This window comes from Desulfosarcina sp., from assembly GCF_033791525.1.
Lineage (GTDB): Bacteria > Desulfobacterota > Desulfobacteria > Desulfobacterales > Desulfosarcinaceae > Desulfosarcina.
Window position 1 is genome coordinate 1 of the sequence record NZ_JASJGN010000116.1, and the last position, 3125, is coordinate 3125.

4 protein-coding genes are annotated in these 3125 nt (G+C 52.0%); 1 reads left to right on the plus strand and 3 read right to left on the minus strand.

The window, feature by feature from the left end; genetic code table 11:
* Positions 1 to 619: 619 nt before the first annotated feature.
* Positions 620 to 1207 (minus strand): hypothetical protein, encoded by a 588-nt coding sequence (locus QNK41_RS05555; RefSeq protein ID WP_319254602.1) that lies wholly within the window; start codon positions 1205 to 1207, stop codon positions 620 to 622.
* Positions 1208 to 1473: 266 nt separating this feature from the next.
* Here QNK41_RS05555 and thiD point away from each other — a divergent pair, with 266 nt between their 5' ends.
* Positions 1474 to 2286 (plus strand): bifunctional hydroxymethylpyrimidine kinase/phosphomethylpyrimidine kinase, encoded by an 813-nt coding sequence (gene thiD / locus QNK41_RS05560; RefSeq protein WP_319254604.1) that lies wholly within the window; start codon positions 1474 to 1476, stop codon positions 2284 to 2286.
* A gap of 56 nt (positions 2287 to 2342) precedes the next feature.
* On the opposite strand, the gene QNK41_RS05565 is transcribed toward thiD, so the two are convergent.
* Positions 2343 to 2537, minus strand: coding sequence for a hypothetical protein (locus tag QNK41_RS05565; RefSeq protein ID WP_319254606.1), 195 nt, complete (start codon positions 2535 to 2537; stop codon positions 2343 to 2345).
* A 246-nt stretch (positions 2538 to 2783) separates the two neighbouring features.
* Positions 2784 to 3125, minus strand: a 342-nt coding sequence (locus QNK41_RS05570) for a choice-of-anchor U domain-containing protein (protein WP_319254608.1), incomplete at its 5' end; no start/stop codon positions are given.

Consider the following 3125-nt stretch of genomic DNA (forward strand, 5'->3'; position numbering starts at 1 on the left):
ACGGGGTGGACTACCGTACCTACCGCTAGAAAAGGACTACGAATGTTCAATGTCGAACAAGGAACCGCAGAATGCCGAAGGAAGGAATTCTGTCTGTTTTATTTGACATCGCCCAGCGATACCCTCCTTCGATATTCGTGATTGGGTATTGGATATTATGCGGTTCGTTTCCGGGGACTGCCTAATCCGGATAAACCGGAAACAATAAATTGCATGCACTAAATCTTGATGGATTCGTAAAAAGTCACCTGTCATGTCATTCTCGTGAAGGCGGTAATCTATAACTACCTGTTAATACTGGATCCCCGCCTTCGTGGGGACGACAATAAAACCGAAATTTCGACTTTTTACGAGTTCATCAATCTTAAAAACCAAACAACAAATCACAAATCTCAAATAAATGCCAAATTACAATATCCAAATCTCAAAAAAGGACAAAAACCAACCATTGATTGTCATTTTGGTTTTTCCACTTTGATGAATGGAATATCCTTTCTTCAAGATCGTTAGGTTTGGAATTTTGAATTTGGTTATTGTGATTTATTTGTCATTTGGGTTTTGGCTATTGTTTTTTGAAATCAAAAACAAGAATTTCAGGATTAAGATACAAAAAAGCAACCTAAGATGCCGCTTCGGGATTGGTGCGGATGCGGCCGATCAGCACGGCCTCGCCGCGGATGGCGTCGGCCAACTGCCGGGTGAGCGTTCCTTTCTGTGACCGGATCTGACCGGTCCCTTCGGATCGATTCACCAGCCAGGTGACGTACATTTTTTCTAGTGTGACGTTGACATCGGTCAGAACCTTGGCCATGCGTTCCCGGGCCGCTTTCAGGTCTTCGGTTTGTGAGGCAACGATCCCTCCCTGGTTGGGGAATTTTTTGCCGATGCGTTTCAGCCGGTCCAGTTCCGTGTCCATCATCACCAGGATGTCATCAAGCAGGACCATATTGCGGTAAAGGGACGTGGATACCCGGTCGTGGGTAAAACGAATCAACTCCCCCTTGACCTTCACGGAAGCGAGTTTGGATCGAAGCGGCTCCTTTTTAAAGTACTTGTCATAGGCCAGAAACCCCCCGCCTCCGGCAAGGGCGAGCACGAGCACCAGGGCGATCAGGATTCCGACGGCCCTGCCGCTGGTATTGTTGATCGGGTTGATCGGATGGTGTGGTTTGGAGGCCATGCCTGTTTTCAACGACATCGGTGTCATTCGCCATTCCGGTGAAAGCCGGAGTGAGGGTATATTAATCCATTCGTTCAACTATTTAATTCGTTGGACACGTTTCACTACCATTATCGGCAGGTGGCCGAAAACCTGTATTTTTTTGGCAACTTTTCTCCCGATTGCCGTTTTTTGGATAACTGTCGGACCGGTTTTCCGTTGACGAGATTTCTCTGGTTCAATAAGTCAAACGGTCGATCGATTTGATCGCCGATTTTCTTTCTATCACGATCATTACCAAAGAGGAGAACGATATGCGTGTGGCATTGAGCATTGCCGGGTCGGATTCATCGGGCGGGGCCGGAATCCAGGCAGACCTGAAAACCTTTCAGGCGATAGGTGTGTTCGGAATGAGTGCCGTGACCGCTGTGACGGTACAGAATACACAGAAGGTATATGCCATTCAGGAGATGCGGCCGGAGATCGTTCACGGCCAGATCATCTGCCTGTTCGACGATATCCCCGTCCATGCCGTCAAAATCGGAATGGTGGCCAGTGTTCCCCTGATCGAAGCCATCGCCGATGCCCTGGGCCGCATTGAACGGCTCCCACCGGTGGTTCTGGATCCGGTGATGATTTCCAAAAGCGGGTACGCCCTGCTTCAGCCCGATGCCCAGGAGGCCCTGGTCCGGCACCTATTCCCGCTGGCCCGGGTGGTGACCCCCAACCTGCCCGAAGCAGAAGCCCTGCTGGGAAAAAAGATCACGGATATCGATGCCATGAAAACCGCTGCCCGCGAAATATCGGCATTGGGGGCGAAAATGGTCGTGGTCAAGGGCGGTCATTTAGGGCGGGGAAGGGCCACGGACGTGCTTTTTGACGGAGAGAAATTCAGGCTTCTGGAGAGCCGGCGGATCGACACGGTCAACACCCATGGCACTGGCTGCACCTTTTCGTCGGCCATTGCCGCCCACATGGCTCAAGGCGAGTCGTTTTTTGACGCCGTCACCCATGCCAAGGCCTACATTTCCGGGGCGATTGCAAATGCCTTGTCTTTAGGGAAGGGATTCGGTCCCATCCACCACTTTTTCGACCTGTACCGTCGGGCGGGAATGGGTGTAGGCTGAAGGGGAGGGCGGAACGCGCTCACCCTTCAGCACTGCGCCAGGAGCGCACCCATCCTTCAGCTATATGGCTGAAGGTCGCGCCGCTCTCCATGGTAGCTGCTGGCGCAATTCCTGCCCAGTCGCCGGTCCGCAGCGGCCCGGCGCTCGGGAATATGCCAATCGTAGGAGAGCATACGGCGGTCAATGCCGGTTCGCTGTTCAGCAGCGATCTGTCCGCAAACCGGTCTTTGTTTCTTTTCTTTGAGTCGCATGGCTTGCCTTCCTGGTTGAACACCAATTAAAAGCGGTTCGACAGGCACTTTAAAATGATTTGATCATACTCTATAATGTTGCCATTATTGTCACTATCACAATATGTAGCGGTGGTAAAAACAATTTTAAAGATCATCGGACAAATGCGCCACATCCAATCACCGCTGCGTCGACCCGTGTTGCCGGCGCTTCAGCACCTTGACCAGCCTTCTGAGTCGAGTGCGCCTTGCTGCCTCTCTATATCTTCAGTGCAACATGCTATCATGTCGGGTTGCCTGCAGTGATTTGTCGATGATGGTCAGGAATCGACGCATCTTAAAATGGACCCACTGCAAAGGGCCCTGGTCCTGCACGCTTCCGTTTTGGATGGCCGTAATAAAGCAGCCGCCGCCGCCACCGCTGGCGGTGGGCGCGATCGGTGCTATGGAAAGTCCCGCCGGGTCTATGATGATTCCGTTGGCCACGCCGTCGGCATCACCGTAACCGCCATCCTTGACTTCAACGGTCACTGACTGGCGGTCAGCGGATATTGACGCGTGATGGGAATAATCCTGCCACCCATTGACCGCATCGTACTTGACCCATGT

Bases quoted from the DNA above. Each gene is read 5' to 3' on its own strand.
- QNK41_RS05555 (WP_319254602.1), bottom strand. From the start codon at position 1,207: ATGACACCGATGTCGTTGAAAACAGGCATGGCCTCCAAACCACACCAT.
- QNK41_RS05565 (WP_319254606.1), bottom strand. From the start codon at position 2,537: ATGCGACTCAAAGAAAAGAAACAAAGACCGGTTTGCGGACAGATCGCT.
- thiD (WP_319254604.1), top strand. From the start codon at position 1,474: ATGCGTGTGGCATTGAGCATTGCCGGGTCGGATTCATCGGGCGGGGCC.